Genomic DNA, 24,530 nt, shown 5'->3' on the forward strand with positions numbered 1-24,530 from the left:
ACTAGATATTGACTGTATTTTATTAAGTAACTTATGACCATATTTTTAACACACATACATTAATCTTTTGATAATCAGGCAATTATAAGTCATATTTTTAAATCCTCACCCTCTGCAACGCTTAATTAAGCATCTGAATAAGATCATAACCAGCCTCTAAAAGCTGGTTTTTTTTGTGCCTTACCTGTCTGATATTCAGCTTTTAACCTGCTCACCGGACATTCTACTGGCACCCTAAAAGGCTCACTGGCACCCCCCTTCCCGGTTTCACTGGTACCTTCTTAAGTATTTTTAGCTCTTTCTTCTTATCAAACGTCATTACATTGTGGATGGCCTTGCCGGGCGTTCACAAGTATGAAGTACACACGCATGGAAATTTCCTTTTTCCGCCACACTTCAAAAACTCCCGGTTATTCAACCCTTTACTGCCAAATCTCTATGGATAACCACACCCTCGAAATCGGTACAACGGGCGTTAAAATTTTGTCTGAACATTGGAACGGCCATGCCGTCAGCAAACTAGATCCGCTGAGCCAATTTAAAAACGAAAAACTGCTGCTGCTAAGAACAAAGCTAACCGCCATATTTAACGATCTGTATCGCCAGGACAAGCCCTTTAATGTCCAGCACATTAAGCACCTTTATAAGAATCCGAAAAAGACCTACACGTTTATGGCAGCTTTCGACATCTGGCTAAAGGATGAAATGGGCCAGAATCCAAAAATCACCCAGTCCACTATAAAGACGTATGATAAGGTACGTAAGAAGGTCGTGGACTTCTTACTTTCAGAAAAACAGGTTCACCTGCCTTTAGAACTTTTCGACATCGCTATGCTCAAGAAATACCGGAGCTGGATGCAAAAAAAGCATAAGGATAGCTACGTACGAAAGCATTCCCAAGTCATTAAACAAGTGAGCCGCTGGGCCGTTGGAGCTGGGCTTTCGGACGGTGATTTGCTGGCCGGTTTCCGGGTGAAAAACGAAGAAACGGAAGATCCGCTGCACCTCACACCCGAACAGTTTGAAGCCCTCAAAACCCACACGTTCCAGAATGAAGCACTCCAGCAGGTGGCCGATGTGTTTATAGTGTATTGCCGTACCGGCTTTCATTACCAGGATTTAAAAGATATGGCCCGCCTGGCTGAGTCCAGGGTTCACCAGGGTATCGACAAAACCGACTGGATTACGCACCCACGCATTAAAACAGGGCATAAGGCTAGATTGCCCGTATTCGATGAAATCAGGCCCATACTAGCCAAATATGGCGGCTGGGAGAACCTGCCTATTAAATCTAACAAGACGATGAACGACTGGCTCAAAATTATGGCGGCAGAAATGAAGTTTCCAGAGCCGCTGGCCTCGAAAATCTCGGTTAAGATTGGAAGAAAAACGTTTACGGATTGGGCCATGAATGAGTTAGGAATGACTAAAGACGCCATTGCGGTCATGCTAGGCCGAAAAACAACGCGGGGACTTGAGGTGTACGGAAAGCCAGACGAACGCCGCGTTGCTTTAGAGCTGGGCCGAGTCAAGCCTAAAGATTATCAGACTATTAAATAATCACTCACCACTATAAACAAGTCCTGGAAGGCCATTAAAAGGCGACCAAAAAAGTTTAAATTTGTTGGTCGCCTTCTGGCTGAAGGTTGTACGTACTCTTATTACATTTTAGTAACTCTGAGAAAGTGCGAAAGGTTGGCAAATGCCAACCTTTCTTTAATTCTTGAAATATTTAATGTGTAATGGATACATAATATAATTAACTAACATCAATAGGCTTAATTACCATTTCAAATTTATCTGGGTGTAATTCAGCTTGGTAAAAGACAACATTAGGATACTCATATTGTTTTACAAGTTTTATTATTTTATTAACGTTACGTGTTGTTGTCTTTAATCCGAAAATTATACCTGTTAATTCGCTTTTATCAAATTCTTTAGATTTTCTTCCTCCTGTTGTTAAACAAGCTCTCCATTCATGTTCGTATTGCCAATCATCACTTTTGTATAAAGCAACTTGAGAATAAAAATCAAATAACTTATTTTCTCCAAAATCTTTAAGCTTTATAATAGGATATTCTTCTTCATACATAATTGGTATCAATTTTTCATCTAATGTAGGCCCTCGCCCATTGAATTCTAAACATACACCTGAATGGCTATTTGCATAATGTGCCCACATTAGTGGGTTATCTTCAAATTCTGTAAAACAACATACTCCTAGAAGTTCCCCCCAAACCATTTGGATAGATTGGTTAAACAAAAAATTCCAACCATTTATATCATCGTCACTTAGTTTTTCAAGTATAATTTTCTGAATATCTGGGTTGTCTCTAAAAATTATTTTAGTACTGTCTTCTAATTCTTCTTTATTTTCTCCATAATTTAATTTAATACTACAATCAAAAGGATCATTAAAATCCAATGGACTTGAATACCATAATGCATTAGTTTCGAGTACTTTGAAAAAAAACTTATTTACTGAAAAGTATTTATATACTTTTTGAGGAATGAATTCTTTTAATTCTTCAGGAGTATAGTCTTCAACATTAATAGTAACAGTTTCAAATCCTTTATTATATTTTGACATATTGTTTGAGTTTTATTGAGCCTAGCTTTAAGATCTAGGCTCAAAAGTATATCAACTATATTAAGCTGCAATAATGGATATAGAAGCTAAATGATTAGCGACAGCCTGTACGGCGTCTTCAATCTTTTTAACTTGATCAGCTGATGCGGTTTTCGTACCGGCAGCATAATGGCGTAATAGGCTAGGATTCATTCCAGCTAATTCTGCAATTTTGGAAACCTTCAAATAGTCGTGAGTTTCAAAGAATGCACTCAAGTCATACGAGTAGGAAAATTCTACGTCTGAAAGCTTATGAAAGTCCTCCAGTAATCTACGCATCTTTTGCTCCAATTCCTGAATGCTTTCGGCTTCGTCGGTTAACAGATCGTCCTCATAATTGACGCGGCCCCAAAGGGTTTGGCCTTCGCCCTTTTCAATAATTAATTCAATTTTAGTTGACATTTGTAGAAGTCATTAAGTGTATAAAATTCTCCGGGAAGCGGTAAAAGGCGGGGCTTTCGCCCCTCCTTTTACTTCAACCCTGCCTGTTTCAAAATCGAGTTTAGGGTTCCTTTTGGGATGTCTTTCGAGCCGTGGGCTGGTACCGTAACTTTTCCCTTTTTTGTGGGGTGAACCAGTTGTAAGTGGCTCCCGTTTTGGTCTTTTATCATCCAGCCGTCTTGGTGAAGCATCTTTAAAATTTCCCTTGCTGTCATGTCATATTTGGTTGTGATTGATTGACATTACAAAGGTCACATTTTTGTGTCTACATTTCAAATATTTAAGTCACTTTTTTGTGCCAAAGCTAAAAATAATCTTTTTTAGCTTTTAAATATCTGACATTCAGTAGGTTACAAAAGTTGCACTCTTTTTTACTTAAAAATCAACATAAATATTTGATTATCAGTAGTTTAATTCAAAAAAAATTAAAAAACGGCCAAATTTTCCCTATTTTCCGCCCGCCCTATCACGGATTGGAAATTTCCATTTTTGATTTTGGCGAATAGCTGAATTGGAAATACTACAGAACCGGGCGACTATTCGACGGTTGGTTTCATCGATCAGTCGCCCGGTTCGAGTTGCAGCCTGGTAGGCTCAGGCAATTAATAATACTCGATGTCGAAGCCGCTGTCGCACCAGGACATACCGCCCTGGTGCTTCCAGATCAGGTAGTAGTCGACCGTGTCGCCTAGGTGCGTGGCGTTCTCCTGCTCCACCCCGCCCTTCTTCTCGCTGCTCTTGTCCTTCGTGTAGTCCGCCTTAATGGGTGTGAACATCATGGAGGCTATTGCTCCTTTGAAGTCTACCGAGTGCATCCGGACGTAGTACTCACTGGCCTGGTTCTCGCTTAGGATGCGAAGCAATAGTAAGTACCTTTCGTAATGCTCCATATTGTAGTTAAGCGGGCAAAGTATAACCTCCCAGCCCTTGGCCTCCATAACTCCAGCGAATAACTCATACATGGTTTTAGTGGCCCCGGCTGACTTATTGTTCCCGTTCCGGTCCCCCGTCACATAGATTCTTTTTAGGCCGTGGCCTTCGTAGGCGTTGGCTACCTTGTGGGCTAACGTCTCGGCCATTGTCAGGGGTACCCCTGTCTCGGGGTCTTTCATGGGCTCTTTTACCCACAACGCCCGCTGGCCTTTGAGTAGGCGGCCTTCGTCCTGCCATACGGTGCAAGACGTGAATAGGACGTTGAAGTCGCCCGACATTTCCAGGGGTGCGTCCGGATTGTACCACGTGCCTGGCAAGTCGTCAATATCGCTGTGTTTTTCCCAATCGAACGCCGAATAATAAGCCTTTGGAATACTCGAAAGCCGTTTGCCTTCTACTTCAACGGAATACTCCAGCGGGGTAAGCTTATCTTTTAATCCGGCGATGTAACCAGGGGGTAAAAAAACCTCGTTATCCTTGGTAATAACTTGTGTAAAGTGGTACCGCTTGGGGTCTTTTCGTTGCAGGTCTTCATACTCCCACATCCAGTCGCCCACCGCTCCGTAAGGGGGTGAGCTGAAAAAAGCGAAAAGCCAATGCAGATTTGAAGAAAACTTACCCACATTGGCCCGAATCCGGCCTAAACAGATTTTAAGCCATTCACGCTTGAAGCGTAAGGCTTCATCCATCAGCACAAAATCATCGTTTCGCCCCCGGTGGCTATCGGCGTCCAGCTTATACCCGCAAAGCTCTATTACAAAACCATTTACAAAGCTTATACAGTTGGTCCAGTCGTCGGGCTCTTCGTAAGGGCGGTCGAATCCTGCGGGCGGCTCTTTCCAAAGCACGTAGTCCCCGTTGCCGGTGGCAGCGTTGTAGGGCGTTAAGTTCCAGGACGTTCTCCAGCGAGCCCGCAACCCTGGTGTTAATGCCCGCTTTGCCTGGCTAACGACCGGGCACGCAAACTGGCCCTTGGCTTTGGGTAGTTCTTCCATCATGGTAGCGGATAAATCAGCCAAGGCAATGGATTTACCCGAACCAATGCCGCCCACCATCCCAGCTCCTTTTACGTCCTGAGAATCCAGCTCAAACATGACCGCCTCCAAAAAAGCGGCCTGTTTATCGTTTACCGTTATTTCGAGTTCTTCCATGTTATTCTTTCACCTCAAAGTGGGCTTCTTCGGTAAAATCATCTTGTTTTTGCCCATTCACATTTTTGGAAACTCGCTTAATGACCACTTTTGTAGGCTTCTTTTTGCCGCTCAAGTCGTTGACTTTGGCGTCGTAGGCTCCGTCGAGTTGGGCCGCTTCCGCGTTCAGGGCTTTAAACGTTTTCATTAATTCGGAGCCGCCCTTCCGGTCCCCCTCCTTAAAGGCTTTTTGAGCCTCGGATAAAACCAGCTGAGCGGCATCTTTGAAGATTTCCGCGTAAAGAAGTTTTAAGCCGTCCGGGTTGCGATTCAGGCGGATATCGGCGTACAATTCGTACGCGATTGCCATCACCTCGCGGGCTCGGCGTTCCTGAAGGCGGGTTTTTTCGTCGGTTCTGAGCAAGTCTAAAACCTTACTATCCGAATACCCCTCCTTCAGCCACGCTCGGGCGATGTTCACCTTTTCAAAAACCTGTGTTTGCTGGTAGGTTAATTCTTGCTCAAAAAGTAAGTGACGGCGGTAAACGTCAAGTTCTTCTGACACTTTTACTAAATATTGGCTATGTTCTCGCATACTTCGCGGCTACTATTTGTTGCTGTAATTCTCTTTTTAAAGCGTTCATTTTGTCGAGTTCAGCCGTCCAAAACGCTGCCTTTTTGTGGTCAGGGTTGTCCTCTAATTTCTTGGAGTACTTAGAAATATTGACGTTCAGGCGGGAAAGTGAAACCTGAAGATCGGCCAGGCTGCCGCTGGTTTCAACGGTTTGGGAAATGGTCGGTTTAGGGGCTTCCTCCGGTGGCATTTCTCCGAACTTCTTCAGGTGCTCATGCTTCAGTCGTACCTCCTTCCATTCCGCCCGCTTTTCGATGATTTTTTGAATAAGAGGCATAACGCCTTCGACGTCTTCAGGGCGGAACGTGTGAAGCTGATTCGACAAAAAAGCGGCTTCACGGTGCAAGCCATCCGCCTGTACCATGAGCCGCTCTAATACGGTTTCTTTGGACTCAGCTATTGGGCTGGGTTCGTCGTTTTTTTTTGTCCAGATTGAGCCGGTTTTTTGCTGGGTTTGGCAGGTGCTGCTGCAGCTTTGGCGGGCTCTGGAGTTTGGGATAATACTGGCGTAACGGGGTTACTAGCTGACTCAGAAGCGGGCTCGGTTGTGGCGGCTCCAGAATCATCTTTTCCCAGACTATCGTTGGCCGCGTCCGGGCTGGAAGTGTCGCCAGCTCCATTAACTTCGCTAAGGTTAGGCTCGGACGTTGCGGGCTCATTGGCAGGAGCAGAGATTCCGGCAAGTTGTGCCACCAAGGAAGGGGGGGCAACGTGTGGCTGAATACGTTCAAGGTCACTACCTCCTTCAAATACAACATTTTTACGGGTGGCTGCGGCAGTAGGTCCGCTAAAGAAGTCTTGTACGTGGCGTTTAAACTTTTCCAGTTCTTCAGGTGTAAATCCGGTAAGTCGATCAAGAATGGTCTGGTCGTCTGGTATGGTATACTGCTCATTCTTTGAACTTTCTACGTTTTGAGCTTCCGGGCTTTCTTGCTCGGGCTCCTGCGGGTTAATCGCATCGTCATAGGCTTTTTGGGCTTTCTCTAAAGCTTCAGCCGTTGCCTCTGAACGCTTCGCCTGGTGGCGAATTTTGGCGACATCCAAGTCGGCTTGTAATCGTACTACGTCAGACATAAAAATTAGTTATTGGAAGCCTCCAGCGTCGTAGCGGCGGGTTTCTTTTTATCCTCGAAGTAAAGGCCGTAGCTGTCAGGATATTGCACTGCAATCAGCCGGGCTTCTTCGTCGGTAAGGGCTTCCGCCGTCAGTGGCTTGGTATCACCATTGATGAATAGTAGCACCTTAGAGGCTTCCGTTTTATTAAGGATTTTAACGTTTTTAAGCATGGTATTAAGAAACCGTTACGCCTCTGGGTTCAGTGGCGTAACGGTATTTAAAAGAGTTTTTAAGCCGCAACCAAAGGGGTGACGGCGAACGTAGCCAGCGGCCCAAGCGGCATGGCAGGAACCATAAAACCTTCGTTTGCTGCTTTGAAAGTTACCTTTTTCTGAGCGTTCCCTTTGACGGGGCTTTGTGCGGCCACTTCAAACATTAACGGTACGTATTTCTGGCCTAGATAAATCAGCGTATCGTCATTGCCTTGGGCAATAACGTTAACCCCTGTTTCATATAACAGAGCCATTAACTTGGCAATGTCCTTGTTATAACCTAAAACCTCGAATTCAACGCTTTGCGTAAAGCCGGCCCCCGGCTTCATCCCAGTATCCCACTTGGTCGTATCGTACCAGGCTTCAATTTCTACAAACTTTTTACCAGCTAACAGGGGAATAGGTGCGTTATATTCTCCAGTAGTTAGGACGTCAGAATACTGTATGAATTCCTTTTCTAAGTCTTCTGTCAAGACCAGATACAAGCGTTTTGAGCCGCCGAGTTGTGGGTTTTGAGCCTTACGGGGTAAACCGATCAACGGAGCGGTAAACGCCAGCCCTGAGAAACCAGCTTCAACCAAAGAAATGCCGGTGACTTTTTGCAGAATGATTGAGCTTGCGGGAACGGCCAAAGCACTGGCGAAAAGATCGCCCGTACCCAGAAAAAGCAAAACGGCGGATAATAAAGAGGCTCCGACCAAACCTAACTTTTTGAAAATTTCCATTGAGGGTAATTAATAAAATGAAGGAATTATATTAGGTAAAAAGGCAGGGCGGATCTTGCCACCCTGCCAGGGGGAAAAGTGCTTTTAAACGCGGTTAGTCGTTGCGGTTGTTTGAGTACAAATACCGGCCCGTTCCGTAGTTTACGTCAGCCGAGAACATAATATTTGCTTTCCAGCCTTTTACGTCCTCGATCAGCTTCACGCTGAAGTTTTCGTAATTTTTGTTGAAGGTGAAAAACTTATTACCATCCAGCGTCACCCACATAAACCGCTTACTGCCTAAGCCCGGCTCAACCTTAATTTTGATATTAGGGTAATCGTCCAGGGTGGTAGGCTGCTCTGAAATACTAATCGTGTTAGGTGACTTAGCCCGACGCGTTTCTTTATACAGACGGTAAGTCCGCGTTGACATTTCCAGCGTCATGGCACGCCCTGCGATGTCGGGGTCGTTTTCTGTGAGCTGGGCAATTTTGTTCGCTTCCTCGTATACGTTAGCGTCAAACTCTGCCGCCGTACGGGTTGAAAGGTACACGTTAGCCGACTTAATGTCGCCGCCCGTTGCCCGGCCAATCGCCAGTTTAAAGAGTAAGCCGTTCATTACAGACTTGGCTCCGCTGCCGTTGTCATCCCGTACACCCTGGTACGCTGAAATTAACGCTAGGTCACGGCCAGCCTTTTGCAAAATTTCTTGCAGGAAGAAAAGCGGCCAGGGGTTTGCTAGGGCTTCTTCCTGAGTTTTCACCCCGGCCACGTATTTAAGGTAACTACGAACGAACGAAAGAATATCTGAACGTTTCAGGCTCAGGTCGATATCGATGTCGTGGAACTCAGGTAAGCGAGCCCCCCACTTTACCGCCCCTTCCGTTGGGTTAAATTCGTCTTTTGCAGGCTGGAGAATATCCTGAATTTCAAAAGAGACTAAAGGGGTTTTTTCGTCCGATTCGATCACCTCGAAGTCGTCACGGATTTTTTGGAAACCGTCAATAAGTGCCTGGTTAAATACCAGGGGATTAGAACTAATAACTTCCTGCAATTCTGCGGGTAAGCTACTAATGTCTACAGAGTTAACTAAGTTATTATCAATCATACAATTGAAGTAATCGTATTAGGAAAATGAATGAGGGAAAAGGCGGCAGTCTGGCTGGTTCAGGTCCAGACTACCGAAAAATGGTGTTAGGTTGCTTACTGCTTTTTGGTGCCTACTACTTTCATAGCTAAGCCCATTACGCTATTAGCGGCAAATTGGGGTTGCTCCTGTTGACCTAGCGTGCTGGCATCCGTTTTCGGCAACGCACGGCCAGCGGCGGCCTGCTGCTTATGGGATTGCTTAAACTTACCGTTTTGCGTTTTCAGTGTGGCGTTTTCAGCGGTCAACCGAGCCACTTCTGCTTTTAACTTAGTCTGCTCGTCGTCGTCGTCGCTGGCTTCGGTATCGGGGTCTTCCAGGTCTTCGCCTTCACCTTGTAAACCTGCTTCAATGCCGGCAGCGAGTGCCTGGTCGGCTTCCTGTTCAATCTCGGCAAGCTGTGCCTGGTCAACGCCTTTTTCGTTAATAAGGCTGAAAAGTTTAGGGAAATTTCTCGCTAGAAAGCTTCCCTTTTTTGGGGGTTTACTCATTGTTTAACGCATGATAAAATGATTATTTTGATAGGTCCAGCACTCGCTGAACCGCGTCGGCTAGCGTGCCGTAGCCATCCGCCAGCCCCAGACGGATAGCATCGGCAGCCGAATACATTTTACCAGTAAATACCTCATTGCTTGTCACCTTCGACCCACGCCCACGCCGAACGGCGGCGACGAACTCTTTCTGACTGGCATCGAGCCGCTGCTGAATCTCGATTATCGTGTCTTCTTGAAGCTCTTCGTAAGCGTTTTGTTTGAGTTTATCGGGCGAACCTTTCGCCCGGAAGATTGTGATTTGTTCACCGGCCTGTTCGGCTTTTTTGCGTAGATCGGTGTGAAAGCAAAGGGTTCCAATACTACCCATTTCCGTAGTGCTCTGCTTTTCAAGTAGCATCAAATCGCAGCCAGCTAAAGCCCAAACGCCTGCTGAAGCCACAAACGCGGATTGTCCGACGATTGGCTTAGGAAATTTATAAATGGCGTCGGCTAGTGCTGCGGTCGAATCTACCGTTCCCCCTGGCGTGAAGGCGTCTATTACAATCCCCTTAATGCTGGCTTCCTTTGCTGCTCGTTGAATTAACGCAGTCAGAAAGGCATTTCCATAGGCATTATACCAGGAACTGTTCCGAGACATGGCCCCTTTTAACGGTAATACAACCACGCCCTGCTCATTTGGCACCCGGTAGTAATCCAAATAAGCCATTGTATAATCAGGGCCGGCTTTGATACCTGCCAAAGTGGGTACCTCGTACGCCTTTGACAGTGCCCCGCCCTGACTCAGCTGTGGAAATAAAATGTTAGTAAAGTAGGCTTCTTCGATTGCCAAAATGGAAGTAGGCCCGGAAAAGGATAATAAGTTCATACTGGGTTTATTCGTGCTAGTCGTAAATTGACTTTGCGAACATCGCCCTGTATTTTCGGCCTAGATAGGACATAAAAAAGCCCTCAAATCTTATGCAGATTTGAGGGCTTTTCTTCTTTTTGATTATCCTAAAACCAGCGTCGATATAACCGCGTCAGCAATCACTTTATGACCCGCGTCATTGGGGTGCAAACCATCCCCGCCGTTCGTATTAACCAAGTTCAATCCGCCGTTTTGCTGCATGGCCGTATACACGTCCACAAACCGCAAATTATAATCCGTACACATCTGTTTGATGTAGGCGTTAATGGCAGCCTGACGTACGGGTAATTGCGGCTGATTCGTAGACTCTTTCGTATAATCTACTAAGCCCGTATTGAGTACCACGATTTTACGCGGGGGCCATCCTAGGGCCATAAGCTTCCCAATTAAAGCCCTATACGTGTTATCAAAATCAGCCAGCGGGTTCTGAGCATTCGTAAAGTTCTTCGCGTCATTGATCCCTAGTGCCAGGTAAATAAAGCGTACCGAATCATTGTAGGGAATGAAACCGCTGTACTGATAATTGTCAGGGTACCAGCGATCTTGGGCGGCGTTGGTAGCTCCGTTAATACTTTGCAGCGTTGCCCCAATGCTGACGAAACCAATGTGGTTTAATCCCATCGCCTGAGCGACGAGTACCCGCCAGGGCTTCGTATTGATGTCAGAAGCGTTATTTCCGTAACTAATCGAATCCCCGTAGTTAATACTCTCGTTCTCCTGACGAATGCCCATTTCTAACGTATAGGTATTGAGGATTTTATAGAGAATTTCGACCTTTTTAGGGGATAAATTACTCGTAACGCCCGCCAGGGTGATATCGGTTAAGCTCGTACCGGCAAGCTGGCCGTTTTGGTTAAGCCCAGCCAGGTAGAGCGGCTGAGTTGACGTAAGGGCGTCTGAAGTGCTGACCGCCTGGGTTTTCTTCGCCCCGCCGACAATGTACGTAGCCAGCCCTTTACGAACGTTGGAAACGTAGGTAGCATCCGTATAGGTGAACGGCGTCGGGTTTTCTGAGAACATACTTAGCGTCTGGGTTCCCGTTTTAGCTTGGAAACTACGCCCGTTCTTTTGAATGGCAAACGTTCCTTTCGAATCAGCCGCTCCCAAAATGGTGCCGGTGGCGTTTACTTCCGTCGTTGCCCGGTTTTTTACGTAGGCAAACAAACAGTAATCGTTTGGATTCAAAGCATTTAAGGGTAAATGCGTATTAGCGTGCCGGTCGCCGTAAAAGTACATAGCATCATCGACACCGCTATTACCGACACCATTGGGAAAGGTCAAACGATAGGCCGCGTCGGTATCCTGTGGATTCTTCACGTTGAATCGCCGCGTATAACCCGCTCCTACCCACAACGCCTTTACATCATTCCATAGGTTATTGATTTTTAAACGCTTGATGAGTTTGTCCAGGGATTCCCTCGTTTTAAGCGTTTGCACGCCATCGGCAGCAAAATACGCCAGGGATTCAGGCTCGTATACTTGAATTGGGCTGCTTGGTAGTAACACCTCGTTTAAGGTAATGGAAACGGTAATAGAAACCGGCTCAGCGGGTAAATAGTAAATATTACCTAACTGGCGGGCAATTAGCGTTACTTGGCCGTCTTCGAGTGGAATAATGGTACTGCCTTCAATCCGGGCCATTGTTTCGTCGGCACTCTCATACACAATGGGTAACCCGCTAGTCGACCGAGCTGTTAACGAACCAGTCGTTCCAACGGTCAAGCCAGTAATTGTTGGAAATGTAATCGTTTGCGGTTGTTTAACGATCTTTTCTGTAAAAATGGTAATGGTTCCCGTGTCTTCGCGGGGAATAATAAGTCTAGTCATGGGTAATGTCGGGGGTTATAATAAAAGTACCTTCTAATCGGGTTTTAACCTGGGCACCCTTCGTTTGCTGCAAATCGAATTGGTACTCACCTACGGGCAAGTCTTTCATTATATCGGCGGGAATTTCAATCTGAATCAAATTACCCTCAATCAGCAAATAATTGTCTTTGGTAAGCTCCAGTAATACAGCTCCACTGTACTTTCTGATTTGCATTTTAAAGCTGGAGTCTTCGAGCGATTCGTCCAGACCTTTTTTAGTAAAAGCCAGGCGACGGTAAAAGGTATCCCCGCGACGGCTTTCAAATTCAACGTAGGCAGCTGTTGCACTGCTAGAAAGGTTAGTCATTATTCCTTTTTTTGAGAAACTATATAAAGCCGTTTCCCCCATTGAATCTACAAAGGGGGCCAGGTTCGGGGAAAGCCCGGTAAGTCTAAAAGTGGTAACATTCACCCCGCCGCCCATCTGAGCCGCCGCCCGCATGAGCAAAGGGAACTCCAGTGAACCCACGAGGCGGCAGTCGCCCGCCACGGTTTGAAAGATCACAACCCAGCCCTGGCGAAGATGTCGATGAATAAAATATAGGGTTTCCCCCCTAACTTTTTTTAGAGAGAAATTGAAGTCGTAGGCATACGCCAGACCATTGGCGTCTGGCGTACTGTCTTCAGAAAAGCTGGAGCTATTTGTAGTTACGTCCACTTCAATAAGTCGCCCACCTTCTTTTAATTCCATTAAGCCCTTTGCCTGATCACGCCAACTTAATTGCGATCTCGGCACAATTTGAAGCCGGGCCAGTTTTAAACCTGCTGGCCCCTTGGAGTAGCCTAGCGTTAGGGGTAAATCTAGTTCATTCATAGGTCAAAACTACCCGCCTGAATTTCGCTTTTAAAGGACCCATTTTTTATAGGGGTCTAATTTTGAAAAAAATAAAAAACCCCCTTAGCGGCTTGCTAAGGGGTTTTTTTAAAAAAGTGTAGCCGGACCTACCTATACAAAACCCGGACTTTTTCTGAAAAATCGGGACGAACTATGCCATTTCCCGGACTTTTTGTGCATAAATTTTTTGCGGAATTGAGCGAATTTCTGACACTTTCCTACGCTTGGCGTTGCACTTTTCGATTCGCTCCAGGTGGTCGCGGTAAATTTTGCGTAATACTTCCCAATCGCAGTCGACATCTGGAATAATGTCGTAGGTTCTTAAAAACTTCCGTATAAACTCGGAGTAGTTATCTGAGCCGGTCACATCCTGGGCGGCGGCTACGTAGTTAATAAGCGACCGTCTAAAAATCTCCTCAAGCTGGCGGGTTAAATCGGGAATCTTTTCGTAAGGGATTTCGTACGCCTTTTCGCGTAAATTATACGCAATTGTTAACGTAGCCCCTGACGTTTCACGGATTTTCTGAGTAAAGGGTATTACTCGGGAAACGAGATGTAAAAGTTTGCCTAATTCACTCCAGCGAGCTACTTCTACGTATCCTTTACCATTAGCTAGGCCATACTCGCCATTTTCAAAAAATTTCTTAATGTGCTTTTGTACTTCCAGAGTAATAGTTTTTTGCATGGGGGACGGTGTGATTAACTCAAATATTACACAATTTACAGTAAATTATTCTACTATTTTACTCAATTGCAGTAAAATTTTCCTCATTATAAAAACTATGCCGTAAGAAAATTTTACTGCAACAAAGTAAATGCTAACCCCCTAGAGTAGATAGGGCTGAAATAATGCCATTACGGGCATCCCCTACCGCTCCATAGACGGCATCGCGTACGCTATAAGTCGCCCCTGTCGTGCCGTTTGCGGCATCTTTCACGCCGTTGACCGCTCCGATTAAAGTGTCGATTTTTACGCCGTTGGCGTCGTTGGAATCTATGATACCCTGCAAAAGTCTGAGCTGTTCTTTGCCCTGGGCGGCAGCATCAGCATAGGCGGCTTCAGCATCGGGGCCCCCTTCTACGCTACCGCTGCTAGAGTAACTTCCTGCCAATGCTTCGGCTTCTTCCTGAGCCTGGCGGGCGGCTTCGTCTGCCTGCCTTTGGGCTTCTTCCTTGGCCCGTTCCTGCTTTCTTTTTTGTGAGCCGAAAAGGTACATTTCCTTTTTCCAGTAGGGTGACTCGAAAAGCTGGCCGCCGTCTCTGAAGGCCATCGGGCGGTTCGCTCTTGAAACGGGCTTTTTCCGCATCGAAGGCGTCCGGGCGTTGGAAAACATTTGATGAATCAAATCTTTATTAGCTTCCGTCTGATCGGCTGAAATGATCGCTTCGTCGCCCTCCATTTCGCCGACTTCTCTTCCGGTCCCCCGATCAATTAACGCGATACCGCCCTGGCCGTAGCGGGGGCCGTGTTTGCCACCACGGGCAATAAATCCACCCTGGGCGAAGGTAGGCTCGGGCTGGTTTTGAATTTTAGCAACTTGAAGAGCCGTCATTCCGGCGATGATACCAGCAAAAACCAGGTTGACGGGAAAGAAGCCAGACGCCAGGGCTTTCAGGGCTGCAATAGACCCCTGAATAATTGCGGTCGCGGTATCGGCTTTTTTCTGCTGCTTCCACTGTTCCCGTTTTAAATCCCTTTCCTTAACGGCAGCGTCATTTTGAATTTTCGCTATATCGTTAGTGGTTTCCTTGGTCTTCTTGGTAATCTCGGCGTTATACTTCGTATTAATCGACGTCTTTTTGGTCGCCAGGTCTTGCTCCATCTTTTGAAGCGTAGCGGTTCCCAATTCATTGCCTCGGATCGTCTCATCAACCTTTTTCAATTCAGCGGCTAGCTCGTTCTCCAGTCGGGCCAATTCGGCAGTATTACCCGCCGCCCGGGCGGCATCCATCCAAGCTTTGTACTTCGCATTGGTAGCCTGTTTAGCATCAGCCAGTTGGGCCTCCATCGAATTAAGCTGGTCAGCGGTCATCTGATTCACCATTACACTGCTGGAAAGTTTCGCCTGTTCAGCGGCCAGCTCGTTCTGAAGGCGGGCCAATTCGGCAGCATTACCCGCCGCCCTGGCTTCGTCCATCCAAACTTTGTATTGGGCGTTAATAGCCTGTTTTTGGTCGGTCAGGCTTTGCTCGTTTTCGCGTAGCTTAATCGCTCCCATCTGGTTAGCCAGAACCGTATCTTCGACCTTTTTTAGCTCTTCGCGTCGCTCCGTGTCCAAACGTTCCAGCTCGGCAGCATTGCCGGCAGCTCGGGCCGAATCCATCCATACCTGGTACTGCTGGTTAACGGCGGTTTTTGCATCAGCTAAGGCGATTTCTACGGTTTCCACGTCCTTAGCAGACATCTGCGTTGCCAGATATTCCCTACGGAGCCGGTCTAATTCGGCCTGTTCTTCGGCCCGGATACCATCAATTACCGCGTTTTTCTGAGCGTTGACGGCTTCAACTTTCGCGGCGGTTTCTTTTGCCAGGTTGTTAAGCTCTGTTTGCAGGCGTTGCTGGCTCAGTTGGTTAAGGAAAGCCACCGCCTGCGTTGCCATTTGCCCAATGGCTTGAATGCCGCCCATGTGAGCCTGTAGCCGCTTTTGCCAGCCTTGGGCTTCCATATCAAATATTTGATTCGTGGCATCTGCAAAGGCCATTACGTCACCTTTGAGTAGTGCCCCTATGGCATCAGAGCCCGCCTTCCAGCGTTGTTCCCTTGAGTCCTGAAGGTCTTTAGCAATCTTCTTTTTCTTCTCGGCGGCTTCGGCTTCGGCCTTTATTTCTTCGTTGTTGTAACGGTCAGAAATGGCCTTTTGAGCGGCTTTTAATTCATCCGTATTCTTGAGGGTTAACGCGGCTTTTCCCAGTTCAGCATCTTCTTCAGCCTTCAGTTTTTCCTTGGTCCAGTAAAGCTCCCTATCAACGCGGTCCTTATAGATTTCCGCCAGCTTGCCGGCGTGCCCTTTCGCTTGCAATTCCTTCAGATCAAACAGGGCCATCTCCGCCTGCTGCTGCTGGTTGATGATATTTTTTCTATACTCCAGTTGCTTCTGAAGGTTAGCCGCTTCTTTTTCGGCTTCCTTTTTGCGGTGTTCTTCCCGTTTGCGTTCAATCTCGGCAGTCGCTTCATCTTCGGCAGCGGCACGGAGCTTTTGCTTGTGAACTTCATCGGCCAGGGTGGCGTTGATCTCGGCAATTCGCTTGTCTTTTTTAGCTTTAATCCTAGCTTCCTCTCTTAGCAATTCGTCAGAAATTCGGTTGATCTGGGCTTCTGCTTCCAGTTCGGCAAGTTGCTGGAGTGCTTTCTGGTTGGCCTCCTTCACTTTTGCCAGGTGTTTGGCTTCGACTTCCTGCAAATCCGCTTTTCGCTGTTCCTCGATCTCCTTCAGCTTTACGGTTAATTCGTGGCCGGCTTTGGTTTCGCGTTCGGCCTGACGTTTCAAAAGTTCGTACTTCAGCTCCACTTTCGCCCGTTCCCGCTCAATCTCCGTTGACAGGGTGGCAATGTGTGCCTCCTGCTGCTGTTTGTAGGTTTCGTCGATGGCCTTCAGCTCGCGTTTTCTGGAAGCGTCGGCGGCTTTTTCCCGCTTTTCCTGCTCCTTTTTTTGCGTCTCGGTCATCTCCTTGTGTGCCTTATCATGGGCATCTTTGACCGGAAGCATCCCCTTGGCGGCCTTGTCTTTCGGATAGTCTACCAAAGCGGCTTGAATGCCATTTTTGATACTGTCAAAGTTTCCAATTAAGTGGTTTTTAGTGGCCGTAAATTGATTTTTTACGCCATCCCAAACTTTGCCAATGTTTTTAAAATCACCCGTTAAGGCCATTTCGACAACATTCCCGATAGCCTTAGCGGTTTGCCCTAAAATGAAAAACGAGTCGACTACCAGTTGGACTGCAGCAACGGCCAATTTAAACACGGCTACCACGCCGGCAAATACCTGAGCGAGTGCCTTTACATAGCCAGAAGCCGAAATAGTCTGATTTTTCAAGCCTGGGAACATATCGTAAACTAGCCCCATCAGGACGTCGAAAAGTTGCGTCACAGCTCCCCACAAGTCCTCGAATACTAAAACCAGGGGTTTACTGCTTTGTACGCATTCCATCAGGAACCCGACCAGCTTTCCGACTACCAGCAAAAAGGCGTTAAAGACTGGTCGCAACCGTTCGCCCAAGGCTCCATATACCTGTTCAAAAACGTCTTTAATGGAGTCCATCCGGCCCGAAAGTGTCCCCGACTGTTTTTCCATTAAGCCCATAGCGTCAGTGGTAGATCCGAACGCGACGGCCATTTCCAACGCCCCCTGTTCGGTCGCGTCAAAATAGCGGGTACTCCCGCCTATGTTCGTCTTGATTTTGTCCCCGACTTTGGAAACCTTAATTCCTATTTCGTTCCACCGCTCGGTGTTGCTGACGTCCAGAACGGCCTCCATCAGCTGGTCGAACGGCTTGTTCATTTTGGCCGCCGCGTCGCCCATCCGCTTAATCTGGTCTTCGCTGGGTTTTAAGCCCCTGGCTACCATCTTGACGTACGAATCGGTCAGCGTATCCACCGCAAACGGCGTTTTGGCGGCAATGTCCTTCAGGGCTTGCATAGCCCCTTTGGCTTTCTCCTGAGAACCTAACAGGTTGCCGAGCGTGGTTTCGTACTTTTCAAATTTGCCGGTCGTCTCGAAAATGGCCTTTCCAATATCCCAGAAAAACTGAACGACTTGCAAAGCGAAAAAAGCCGCAAACGCCGTCTTTACGCCGTTAACGCCACCCGTGATTTTATCCCAAATTCCGGGCTTTGCCAGATCTTCCCCTCCTTGTTTTACGCCTTTAATTTCCTTTCCTACACTAGCAAAATGTTTTTCCGTTTCCTGAAGCTTTTTGCTGGCGTTGGTGAAGTCCATCGTTTTGGGTGGTAGCTTCTCGACTTCAGCCCGTAGCAAGGCGACTTTTTCCTTTAGTTTGGAATAACTTAGCTCACTGTCTTTAGTCGCCAGTAGCTCCTTTCGCTGGGCTTCTTCGACGGCTTCCCTCTTTTCCTTAATGGCCTGCGTTCCTTCATTTACCCGCTTTTTGACGTTTTCGTAATACTTTTCAGTAATTGTTAGCTGCTTGGAAGCCGTTACGAATTCTTTGGATTCAATCGGCAACTCAGCCATTTTTTTACGCAATAGCTCGACTTTAGCCTTTAGCTCGTTAAAGGTTAAAGAGGTGTTATTCGTGGCGAGTAAATCCTTGGTTACTTGCTGGGTGGCTTTGCTGGCTTTGCCTAACTCGGTAGTGGTACCGGCGACGCTATTCTTAACGTCGTCCAGGCGTTTTTTTACCGATTGCAGCTCGGCAGTTTTGGCAATGAATGCCTCCGTTCCGGGGGTTAAGCCTTTGAGTTCTTTAGTGACCTTTTTAACGTAGTTCTCCAGCTGTTGATAGGTCAGCGTGGCGGCGTCCGTTTTCTTGATTGCCTGGGCTGCTTTGTCAGCTTCTTCTCGATATTCGCGGGCGGCTTTCTTTGCTTTCTCCCATTCTTCCGAATTCTTTTTACCTGCTTTCTCTAATTGCACTACCGTTTTTTCGGCAGCCTTTGCGGCCTTATCGGCTTCCTCCCACGTGTCGGCAAAGGTCTTTACACTTTTAGTCGCTCCACCGATTGCGTTATTCAGTCCTGCGGCCTCGCCGGTAAACTGAATCTTAATTTCATCCTGAATCATTACGACTTACCAAAATTCAGGTGAAGGGTAGACGTATTGATTTTGCCTTCTTCGTAACTGCCTCTTGATGCCATGATACGTGCCCAGTTCCGGGAATTATCAGCCAGCGGGGCAAGTAATGCCTTGCCAAATAGTTCTTTGGTCTGCTGCTGCACAAACTGACTGGCAGCCAGTTGCATTTCCGAAAAGAAAGTCGGCAAAATCTCGTTTTTAAGCTGCTCGTTGTAGATGCCGCGATAACGACGGGTAACGTTCGGATAACTTTTAAAGTGGAATTGCAGCCCCCTGGCTACTCGCATGACGGCGGCGTGCTCGGAAACAGGCCGGACGCCGTGGCCGTAACCGGGCACGAAGTGGAATTTTCCAATCCCTACCTTCTCTACGAAATTGACCATTGCCGTAAGAGGCGGTACGGTTGTATATCGCAGCTCCTTCATATCCTTTATTCGCATCAGCTCCGAAAAGACCACGGAGCCGCGAATAAAGCCTTTGCCGTGTTCAACGGCCTGGGCTCGAATGGAGTCTCGCAGCTCGCCCGAAACGACCAGCCCCGACGACTCCACGGCCCGCACAAATACGCCTTCCGCGTACTTAACAAAACGCCCTAGCATTAACGCTAAGGCGGGGTTTTCCTCAAAGGAGGCCTCCTGTGCCATTGTATTAGATTTGGTTCAATGGCGAAGAAAGCAGGCCCACTAGGGACTGGAAAGGACGTTTAACAGGATACTAACAGGGCAGCTGCCGGCTGTTTAATCGGCAACGTAACCGAAAGCGACACAATAAAGTAATTCATACCGTTCACGTGAATTTTTCGGGAAAAATCCAGCGTCGAAAGATCGGCTTCATTGATGATAAAATCCTTTTTCAGATAAAACCAGTTTTGCCGGATTGCCTCGGTTTTACTCCAGCTTTTTGCAGCCAGACCATTAACTCCATGCCAAAACAGGGAAACGCTGCCGTGGCTTGGAAGGGCACGCGGGCGGCCATCGACTAGGCCGTGCCAAAATAGGAGCCGGGGACTCGTCTTTTCGGAACCCTGGCCGTAAACGCTAGTATTTCCCTTTTGCCTGGTAATGGCTAGGCCAGTATCAGGGTCAACTAAAAGGGTCGAAAATTTGCAGGTTATTTTTGCTAAACCGTTGCGGCCATCATCACCTAACAAGGGGCTGAAATAGTCGGCTACATCGGCGGGCTTATCCTTTTGCAAAGCGTCGTTTCCATCCAATTCAAAGGCCAACTGAAGCCGGGCGTTGCGTTCGGCGGTTTTGCTTTCGGCCTTTACGGCTTTGCTGCTCCAGTCCAGCTCGACGGGTAAACCTAGTTTATTTTCCCAAAAATCAATTCTGAGCCGTTTTCGCACCGAGTCGAATACAAAAGCTAGATTAGGGATTTTTCGCAGCTCCAGAAAAAAACCTTCAACGGTCAACTCAGGCAGGTGTCCGGATACCAGCACGCCGCTGGCGGCATCGGTCGCCCTGGCATTGTAAAGAATTAACCGGCTCCAGCTTGGATGCTGGAAAAACTCGCCTTCCAGGGTTGTGCCCGTTAGCTGTGCAATTTTATTTAGTATAAAACTCACCATAAACATAGGAACGCGGGGTGACGTGCTGACGTAAGCCCCATTTTTATACTCGTTCATCCGCCCCTCAAAGCCTGCCGGATTATTACCGCCGTAAAAGTCTGCGTTTAAGATCGTAGGCAGCACATAGGCCAGCTGGCCGCCCTGGTATACTTCACCGCTAGCAGGCTCGGAAAGCGGTAGCTTGCCTAGTTCCAGCTCAGACAATAGAACTTTTTGATAATCGCCCCAAAACAGGCCGAGCAAGTCCGAAAAAACGCCCTTAAATCCGTTCACTTCGTCAGCTTCCGTCAGTAAAAAATACCCCTCTTTCATCAGCTCGCCGCCGAAGAACTGCTGACACTCATACTCGCGTATCCTGCCGCCCGATTGCGGCTCATGGAAGTAACTAAAAATGCGTTTATTTTTATCGGTGGGCGGAAATGCCGGCAGATTGTCTTGGCTGCCAGGAATCGTGTCATAAAGCCAAAACGGGCTTTGATAGTCGAGTTTGACGGCCACGGCTGGTGGTAGGTCCACCGACTCGCCGTTAATACGAATTTCGTAGTTCATTATACGTCGGAACGTTCTAGGTACAAGCGGTCGCCACTTTGCAGGGTGCCTGCGTACGTAAACTGTGAATAGTTTTCTTGATTTGGATTCTGGGTTTTTGTATCGGTGAGCTGGCCGTTAACGTAAATTTTTACCGTGATTGGCCCAGCATGATAAAAGCCGAACCGCCATCCGGTCGCTGGTGCTGGAAAATTTAGATCATTAGACCAGGCAGGGTATTTATAGGCATTGCTACCACTCAGAAACCAGGCATTCCCCTGGGTTGGATTAATACTCCCATCACATACCAGCGTTGGATCTGGCTTATTAGACCGATACCGCCAGTTTCCTACGGGTACGTCGGCAGCGTAATTCTGTGGGCTGTTGTCGCAAACACCCCATTCATTCGTGTACTCCTGCGTATTTTTTCGCTGGTATTCGGCTTCTGCCAGGGCGTCGCCGTTTCCAGGGGATTCACCGCCATAGGCTCCCGCCTCAATGACTATCAAAGCCGGCCCGCCGTAGTACCCATTTCCGCACGTGGTCCGGTTAAAGCTCGTTTTTCTGGAAATGGCGGCAGACGGGTAAGGCGTAAAGCCGACGACTACTTCAGGCGAAAAAATGGGTTTTTGATAATCCACATCACCCGGCATGTTTGGTTTCAACGTTAAGGGCTTTACATCCGTGTTATCATCTGCATAAACCTTCCGTAAACGGGTGGCAGTCATTTTGCCAGATCGCTTGCCTTGGGCGTCTAAAACGTGCCTATAGTCCTGACCCTGCCAGGTTGTAGCCCTTGACTCAGGAACCTTAGCGGGTAGCTGACTGAAGTTTTGAATTTTAGATTGCTTGACGAACGTAAAACTTCGCGACTGTAAGTATACGTTATCCTGCCAGTCGGTTAGCTCATTAGTGATTCGCTGGAGTGGTTCGTGTCCTTGTTCCGAAACTAAGTAAATTTCTTCTGAAAGGATTAACTCATCCAGATAACGTAGCCACATCTCGGAGCCTCGTTCAAAGTAGCCCGTCGATACGGTTAATTCTCTTTCCGCTTCCGTCGATACAATCAACCGCTCAGGGTAATCCACGGCCTCACCAGCCCGCTTGTTACGCTCGGCAGCGACTTGGGAAACCTTCAACTTTTCCATGCTTTCGCCGGTGAAACGAATCGTATCCCAGCCGCCCAAACTGTTAGCAAACAAAATATACCGTTCAAAAGGTCGGTAGGCATCGTCGAGTACATAAGTACGAATAGCAGAAATACGAAGGTCGTTTTCGTCGGAAAGCCACACCTGGTAGCTTTCGCAGTCTTCGGGCAAATCCAAAACGGCAGGCCCTACCGGGCACGTAATAACACCGTATTGCGTCAGGCCGGCCAGCTCCCCAACCGTTACAGTCTCGGTATAGTTGCCGTCCGTTCTCAGACACTTGAGACGGAGCTTGAGCGTTTGAGGGACCGGGAAAACGTTCAGCATAAACGACAAATAAATCTCTTCACTCAGTCCGACCGTACGAATGTCCGGCGACCAGGTTAGAAACATTCGGGTTCGTTGCTGGTATTCGCTAAAAAAGTCCTTTTCATAGCCGTAGACGTGCTCCGGAGAAACACCTGCCTTGGCTATCCACTGCGTCGGTCCGGTCTTATCCGTATCAACCCCACCCGTTACGATTTCCCGCAACTTGTAAGGCATGGTTTGCGTCACGCTTTGCCGCATGGCTGTCTGACGAAATTCGGGCTTTACTAAGGTTAATTGCCCGTCTAATTTGCCCTTGCGGTCATTATAGGTAAAGTCCGCCCCCTCGTACAAACTAACGCTGCCATTGGTACCCACCGGGCGTTCTCGACCCTCGCTTCGGTGCAAAGCCATAAACTCGGTAGAAAGGGGGAATTTAGGAATTAAAATTTCAAGAAAGTACTTCAGGTTTGACCGGTCGGTAAGGTCCGGGTCGGCTGCATCTATAATGTGTGAAAGCTCATTACGGCTAAAGCGGACCGGCAGAAATACAATATCTTTCTTTGATGAATCGAACATAGATCACTTTGTGAATTTTTTACGAAAGTGAACAGGTATAATGATGAGAGAAAGGACGTAACAAAAGTAAAACCCCGACCAATTGGCCGGGGTTTGCTAGGCTTTGCCAAGTATAAATCTGCCGAAAACATTATTATACACAAGCTGAGTTTTTAACAGGCAGGACGGCGGAAAGCGGCTTGTAATATCTGAAAATAAATAATACAGAAAAACAGGGATAACCAGGATAAGCCAGACTATCCAAAAAATTAACTTTTTCATGGGTAATAGATGTCGTTTACTTGTATCCCGATTACTAATTTAACCTCATATCCATAGGCAGCGTCAGTCGTTACGTAGTCGATTGGTTCGGCCTGGTAATCGTTAAAATCGAATAAACATTTGTACGTTAAGGAATCTTGAAAAATCTTTTCAACGGCTTGCGTTGCTATCCATTCAGAGTTCATGAAGGCTTCATCCTGGCCGTCGTCGTCGTTCTGGTCTGCTTTCGTAAAAACGTATAAAATCGTATGGAAACGGTGGTATAAAATCCCCGACCGTACATCATAACCGACGTACTTTGGCCGGATAAAAAAGATACCCGGATACACGGCCTCGCTCACACTAGCGGCCAGGAATCTATCGATACGGGCACCGTCTGACATTCCCACTTTCTGAACGTCTGGAATACTTTCGAGAATGGGCGTTAAATAGCTCTGGAATCTTTTAGTAGGGGTTTGCATCATCTGGTTTTCCTTTCTGCCTCCTGGCGTAACTTTTCCTTGTATTCTTCATCCTTTTTATACTCTTCCAGGAATAACAAAACGGCGTGGGCGTTAGCCTGGCGGGTTTGGTTGACATTCCCAAAGACTCCTTTTTCAGCGAGCAGATACGTATTCTTGACAAAGCCTTGGCCGGGGTACTCTTCCTCGATGGCTGGCTGTTCGCTGTCTTCCTCGTATATCTGATACGCGGCCACCAGGTCTTTTAAGATAGAAACGTAAAAAAGCAGGATAGGAATTTTCTTTTCTAATCCGACGCCTTCCCACAATTCGACCCGGCCTTCGGCGACGTGTTCGTTGTAGGCTTCGCGGGGGTCACCATCCCAGAATGGATCTTCTTTGTAATTGAAAGCGGATACCTCGGGGCGGCAAATCGTAGAAAGTAACAAATTCAACCGCTTTTCGCCTTTTTCCAGCTGATCGACGTAGGCTCTCATGTGAATATAGGAATCCGTCAGCTCGCCGTAAGTCATGGTTTTAAGCTGAGCATCCGGCAGTAAAAAGGGCTTACCGCCTATGCGTACCCATTCAAAAGGCTGAACGCTCAAAGGGTCTGACCACATCCAGGACAAACGCCCCAAAAGAAAGGCCAAAAGTTCGGCGTTTCTTTCCCGTTTCTCATCGGTGAGGCTTTCGGAAAAATACTTTTTACAGAACCTACGCCACTGGCGGGTTGAATACTCCAGATTTAAGCGTAGTAACTCGTGGTAAGTGGTCGGGCTTTCCGACTCGACAAACAGTTTTTTTAATAAAACTGGCAGTAAGCTGGGCTTGACTTCCTGCCAGTTTTGTGGAAACTGTTTGGCTTCACCTTCAAAGATAAAGTCAATCATTGGG

General features: G+C 47.3%; 22 protein-coding genes. 1 reads left to right on the forward strand and 21 read right to left on the reverse strand.

Translation table 11 applies throughout. From position 1 onward, the window contains the following. The first annotated feature begins 438 nt into the window (after window positions 1-438). A complete protein-coding gene (locus tag QE357_RS14455) occupies window positions 439-1,560 on the forward strand; it encodes a phage integrase SAM-like domain-containing protein (RefSeq protein WP_309708727.1) in 1,122 nt (373 codons plus the stop codon). A 199-nt stretch (window positions 1,561-1,759) separates the two neighbouring features. On the opposite strand, the gene QE357_RS14460 is transcribed toward QE357_RS14455, so the two are convergent. The 21 genes from QE357_RS14460 to QE357_RS14560 form a co-directional block, all read right to left on the reverse strand. Next, the gene (locus tag QE357_RS14460) at window positions 1,760-2,590 is read right to left on the reverse strand and encodes a DUF2971 domain-containing protein (RefSeq protein ID WP_309708729.1); all 831 of its coding nucleotides are present in this window, start codon (window positions 2,588-2,590) and stop codon (window positions 1,760-1,762) included. 60 nt (window positions 2,591-2,650) lie between these two features. Beyond that, entirely contained in the window at window positions 2,651-3,031 is a 381-nt protein-coding gene (locus tag QE357_RS14465; RefSeq protein ID WP_309708732.1) for a hypothetical protein, read from the reverse strand. A gap of 68 nt (window positions 3,032-3,099) precedes the next feature. After that, window positions 3,100-3,285: a type II toxin-antitoxin system HicA family toxin gene (locus tag QE357_RS14470; RefSeq protein ID WP_309708735.1), complete on the reverse strand. Its 186-nt coding sequence runs from the start codon at window positions 3,283-3,285 to the stop codon at window positions 3,100-3,102. 387 nt (window positions 3,286-3,672) lie between these two features. Continuing rightward, the gene (locus QE357_RS14475) at window positions 3,673-5,154 is read right to left on the reverse strand and encodes a hypothetical protein (RefSeq protein WP_309708738.1); all 1,482 of its coding nucleotides are present in this window, start codon (window positions 5,152-5,154) and stop codon (window positions 3,673-3,675) included. Window position 5,155: 1 nt separating this feature from the next. Then, on the reverse strand, window positions 5,156-5,728 hold the full coding sequence (locus QE357_RS14480; RefSeq protein ID WP_309708740.1) for a hypothetical protein: 573 nt from the start codon (window positions 5,726-5,728) through the stop codon (window positions 5,156-5,158). Further along, a complete protein-coding gene (locus QE357_RS14485) occupies window positions 5,715-6,131 on the reverse strand; it encodes a hypothetical protein (RefSeq protein WP_309708743.1) in 417 nt (138 codons plus the stop codon). The genes QE357_RS14480 and QE357_RS14485 overlap by 14 nt, the downstream gene beginning before the upstream one ends. A 32-nt stretch (window positions 6,132-6,163) precedes the next feature. Continuing rightward, window positions 6,164-6,841: a hypothetical protein gene (locus QE357_RS14490; RefSeq protein WP_309708745.1), complete on the reverse strand. Its 678-nt coding sequence runs from the start codon at window positions 6,839-6,841 to the stop codon at window positions 6,164-6,166. A 5-nt stretch (window positions 6,842-6,846) separates the two neighbouring features. After that, window positions 6,847-7,053 carry a hypothetical protein gene (locus QE357_RS14495; RefSeq protein ID WP_309708748.1) on the reverse strand — a complete coding sequence of 69 codons (207 nt, stop codon included), beginning with the start codon at window positions 7,051-7,053 and terminating at the stop codon, window positions 6,847-6,849. A 59-nt stretch (window positions 7,054-7,112) separates the two neighbouring features. Further along, window positions 7,113-7,820, reverse strand: a complete 708-nt coding sequence (locus tag QE357_RS14500; RefSeq protein WP_309708752.1) for a hypothetical protein — start codon at window positions 7,818-7,820, stop codon at window positions 7,113-7,115. Window positions 7,821-7,914: 94 nt separating this feature from the next. After that, window positions 7,915-8,907 (reverse strand): hypothetical protein, encoded by a 993-nt coding sequence (locus QE357_RS14505; protein WP_309708754.1) that lies wholly within the window; start codon window positions 8,905-8,907, stop codon window positions 7,915-7,917. A gap of 95 nt (window positions 8,908-9,002) precedes the next feature. Further along, window positions 9,003-9,437: a hypothetical protein gene (locus tag QE357_RS14510; protein ID WP_309708757.1), complete on the reverse strand. Its 435-nt coding sequence runs from the start codon at window positions 9,435-9,437 to the stop codon at window positions 9,003-9,005. 22 nt (window positions 9,438-9,459) lie between these two features. Further along, entirely contained in the window at window positions 9,460-10,305 is an 846-nt protein-coding gene (locus QE357_RS14515) for a S49 family peptidase (RefSeq protein WP_309708759.1), read from the reverse strand. 123 nt (window positions 10,306-10,428) lie between these two features. Then, complete coding sequence (locus QE357_RS14520) at window positions 10,429-12,174, reverse strand: SGNH/GDSL hydrolase family protein (RefSeq protein WP_309708762.1); 1,746 nt, start codon at window positions 12,172-12,174, stop codon at window positions 10,429-10,431. Continuing rightward, complete coding sequence (locus QE357_RS14525) at window positions 12,167-13,027, reverse strand: hypothetical protein (RefSeq protein WP_309708765.1); 861 nt, start codon at window positions 13,025-13,027, stop codon at window positions 12,167-12,169. Before QE357_RS14525 ends, QE357_RS14520 begins: the two co-directional genes overlap by 8 nt. Window positions 13,028-13,199: 172 nt before the next feature. Continuing rightward, complete coding sequence (locus tag QE357_RS14530; protein WP_309708768.1) at window positions 13,200-13,733, reverse strand: hypothetical protein; 534 nt, start codon at window positions 13,731-13,733, stop codon at window positions 13,200-13,202. 133 nt (window positions 13,734-13,866) lie between these two features. Further along, complete coding sequence (locus QE357_RS14535) at window positions 13,867-18,789, reverse strand: tape measure protein (RefSeq protein ID WP_309708772.1); 4,923 nt, start codon at window positions 18,787-18,789, stop codon at window positions 13,867-13,869. Further along, window positions 18,789-19,445, reverse strand: coding sequence for a hypothetical protein (locus QE357_RS14540; protein WP_309708774.1), 657 nt, complete (start codon window positions 19,443-19,445; stop codon window positions 18,789-18,791). Before QE357_RS14540 ends, QE357_RS14535 begins: the two co-directional genes overlap by 1 nt. 59 nt (window positions 19,446-19,504) lie before the next feature. Further along, on the reverse strand, window positions 19,505-20,920 hold the full coding sequence (locus QE357_RS14545) for a hypothetical protein (RefSeq protein ID WP_309708779.1): 1,416 nt from the start codon (window positions 20,918-20,920) through the stop codon (window positions 19,505-19,507). Continuing rightward, a complete protein-coding gene (locus tag QE357_RS14550) occupies window positions 20,920-22,932 on the reverse strand; it encodes a DUF5977 domain-containing protein (protein WP_309708783.1) in 2,013 nt (670 codons plus the stop codon). Before QE357_RS14550 ends, QE357_RS14545 begins: the two co-directional genes overlap by 1 nt. A gap of 257 nt (window positions 22,933-23,189) precedes the next feature. Next, window positions 23,190-23,657: a hypothetical protein gene (locus tag QE357_RS14555; protein WP_309708786.1), complete on the reverse strand. Its 468-nt coding sequence runs from the start codon at window positions 23,655-23,657 to the stop codon at window positions 23,190-23,192. Further along, entirely contained in the window at window positions 23,654-24,526 is an 873-nt protein-coding gene (locus QE357_RS14560; RefSeq protein WP_309708790.1) for a hypothetical protein, read from the reverse strand. Before QE357_RS14560 ends, QE357_RS14555 begins: the two co-directional genes overlap by 4 nt. Window positions 24,527-24,530: the final 4 nt, after the last annotated feature.

Origin of the sequence: Siphonobacter sp. SORGH_AS_0500, assembly GCF_031453245.1 — a bacterium.
Classification (GTDB): Bacteria; Bacteroidota; Bacteroidia; order Cytophagales; family Spirosomataceae; genus Siphonobacter.

What these genes read in the sequence shown, in the direction of transcription:
- QE357_RS14535 (WP_309708772.1), bottom strand. Translation starts at nt 18,789, where the DNA reads ATGATTCAGGATGAAATTAAGATTCAGTTTACCGGCGAGGCCGCAGGA.
- QE357_RS14465 (WP_309708732.1), bottom strand. Translation starts at nt 3,031, where the DNA reads ATGTCAACTAAAATTGAATTAATTATTGAAAAGGGCGAAGGCCAAACC.
- QE357_RS14510 (WP_309708757.1), bottom strand. Translation starts at nt 9,437, where the DNA reads ATGAGTAAACCCCCAAAAAAGGGAAGCTTTCTAGCGAGAAATTTCCCT.
- QE357_RS14480 (WP_309708740.1), bottom strand. Translation starts at nt 5,728, where the DNA reads ATGCGAGAACATAGCCAATATTTAGTAAAAGTGTCAGAAGAACTTGAC.
- QE357_RS14520 (WP_309708762.1), bottom strand. Translation starts at nt 12,174, where the DNA reads ATGACTAGACTTATTATTCCCCGCGAAGACACGGGAACCATTACCATT.
- QE357_RS14550 (WP_309708783.1), bottom strand. Translation starts at nt 22,932, where the DNA reads ATGTTCGATTCATCAAAGAAAGATATTGTATTTCTGCCGGTCCGCTTT.
- QE357_RS14500 (WP_309708752.1), bottom strand. Translation starts at nt 7,820, where the DNA reads ATGGAAATTTTCAAAAAGTTAGGTTTGGTCGGAGCCTCTTTATTATCC.
- QE357_RS14475 (WP_309708738.1), bottom strand. Translation starts at nt 5,154, where the DNA reads ATGGAAGAACTCGAAATAACGGTAAACGATAAACAGGCCGCTTTTTTG.
- QE357_RS14545 (WP_309708779.1), bottom strand. Translation starts at nt 20,920, where the DNA reads ATGAACTACGAAATTCGTATTAACGGCGAGTCGGTGGACCTACCACCA.
- QE357_RS14540 (WP_309708774.1), bottom strand. Translation starts at nt 19,445, where the DNA reads ATGGCACAGGAGGCCTCCTTTGAGGAAAACCCCGCCTTAGCGTTAATG.
- QE357_RS14555 (WP_309708786.1), bottom strand. Translation starts at nt 23,657, where the DNA reads ATGATGCAAACCCCTACTAAAAGATTCCAGAGCTATTTAACGCCCATT.
- QE357_RS14525 (WP_309708765.1), bottom strand. Translation starts at nt 13,027, where the DNA reads ATGAATGAACTAGATTTACCCCTAACGCTAGGCTACTCCAAGGGGCCA.
- QE357_RS14470 (WP_309708735.1), bottom strand. Translation starts at nt 3,285, where the DNA reads ATGACAGCAAGGGAAATTTTAAAGATGCTTCACCAAGACGGCTGGATG.
- QE357_RS14490 (WP_309708745.1), bottom strand. Translation starts at nt 6,841, where the DNA reads ATGTCTGACGTAGTACGATTACAAGCCGACTTGGATGTCGCCAAAATT.
- QE357_RS14505 (WP_309708754.1), bottom strand. Translation starts at nt 8,907, where the DNA reads ATGATTGATAATAACTTAGTTAACTCTGTAGACATTAGTAGCTTACCC.
- QE357_RS14560 (WP_309708790.1), bottom strand. Translation starts at nt 24,526, where the DNA reads ATGATTGACTTTATCTTTGAAGGTGAAGCCAAACAGTTTCCACAAAAC.
- QE357_RS14530 (WP_309708768.1), bottom strand. Translation starts at nt 13,733, where the DNA reads ATGCAAAAAACTATTACTCTGGAAGTACAAAAGCACATTAAGAAATTT.
- QE357_RS14455 (WP_309708727.1), top strand. Translation starts at nt 439, where the DNA reads ATGGATAACCACACCCTCGAAATCGGTACAACGGGCGTTAAAATTTTG.
- QE357_RS14460 (WP_309708729.1), bottom strand. Translation starts at nt 2,590, where the DNA reads ATGTCAAAATATAATAAAGGATTTGAAACTGTTACTATTAATGTTGAA.
- QE357_RS14495 (WP_309708748.1), bottom strand. Translation starts at nt 7,053, where the DNA reads ATGCTTAAAAACGTTAAAATCCTTAATAAAACGGAAGCCTCTAAGGTG.
- QE357_RS14515 (WP_309708759.1), bottom strand. Translation starts at nt 10,305, where the DNA reads ATGAACTTATTATCCTTTTCCGGGCCTACTTCCATTTTGGCAATCGAA.
- QE357_RS14485 (WP_309708743.1), bottom strand. Translation starts at nt 6,131, where the DNA reads ATGGTACAGGCGGATGGCTTGCACCGTGAAGCCGCTTTTTTGTCGAAT.